Below are 1,054 nucleotides of genomic sequence, written 5' to 3'. Positions count from 1 at the left end.
AGAACAGCCGCGATAGAAGGTCGGTGGCGCCGCCGACCGGGAAGGGGTCGATGTAGCTGACGGTTCGCGCCGGCCACCCTGCTTCCGCCGCGTTCGACCGGGCCTTTCCGGCAAGGGCCAAGCTGCCCACGATGCCCAGCACAGAACGCCGGGGTGTTCGCCTTGCGCCTTCCTCTGAAGAGAGCATCGTCGAGCCTCGACTTCCGCCCGGCGCGTCCGTGGCCGGACCTCTTGCATATAGGGAGGAAACGTCCGGACGTAATTGGTCGCTTTGCAGGCCGCCGGGAAAACGCATGGCCGCAACTCAAATTTGCATGAGGTTCGTGTGGAGAGCAGCCCGACTTATGGTTGAGATACCCCAATAGCCTCTCGATTTACCCTCGCTTGCGATCTCCCCTTTACCGCATGTGTGGATGCCCCCTGCGGGTCAAGGCGCGTCTCCAACTCTGGCACCGAGAGCACGGGTGCGGTCATGTGTGCGGCCTCTGATGCGGCCGGTCTGGCCGCGGGCCCTGATGAGCTGCGCGGAACGAGGGGCAATCAGGTGAGCGCGCTCGGGTGGCGCCCTGCGATAAACGGTCTGTCTCGTCACCGGCTCACCGGTCTCTCGCTGTCATCGTCGCTTCAGCACCTTGGCCCCCGCCGGGCGCGGCGCCCGGCGAGCTCGGACGCGACCGTTCAGGCGGTCGCGGTTGTCGTGTAGGTCCCTCCCCGGGCTAGCAGGGCCCAGGCGATGCGGGCCATCTTGTTGGCCAGAGCCACGGCCGCGACCTTGAAGGGCCGCCGCGCCAGCAGGCGCGTGGCCCAGTCCGCCGCTTCAGGGCAGCGCCGGGCATAGCGCAGGCGGCTGGTGGCGCCGAGGACCAGCAGCCGGCGCAGCATGGCGTTGCCCTGCCGGGAGATCCGGCCCAGGCGCTCTTTGCCGCCGCTCGAATGCGGCTTCGGGGTCAGGCCTAGCGAGGCCGCGAAGTGCCGCCCCGAGGCGAAACCGTGCGGATTGGGCACCATCGCGGCCAGGGCTGTCGCGCCGATCGCCCCGATGCCGGGGATGCTG

Annotated in this window: 1 protein-coding gene; it reads right to left on the bottom strand. The window is 68.6% G+C overall.

Annotated features, from left to right (window positions below; translation table 11 throughout):
* Window positions 1–678 precede the first annotated feature (678 nt).
* Window positions 679–1,054: transposase (locus JMJ56_RS33120; RefSeq protein WP_202836122.1), on the bottom strand; the 376-nt coding region annotated here is incomplete at its 5' end.

It is taken from the genome of Belnapia arida, assembly GCF_016773205.1.
GTDB lineage: Bacteria > Pseudomonadota > Alphaproteobacteria > Acetobacterales > Acetobacteraceae > Belnapia > Belnapia arida.
Note: the sequence above shows the minus strand (reverse complement) of the source record. Positions and strands in the feature narration are given on the sequence as shown.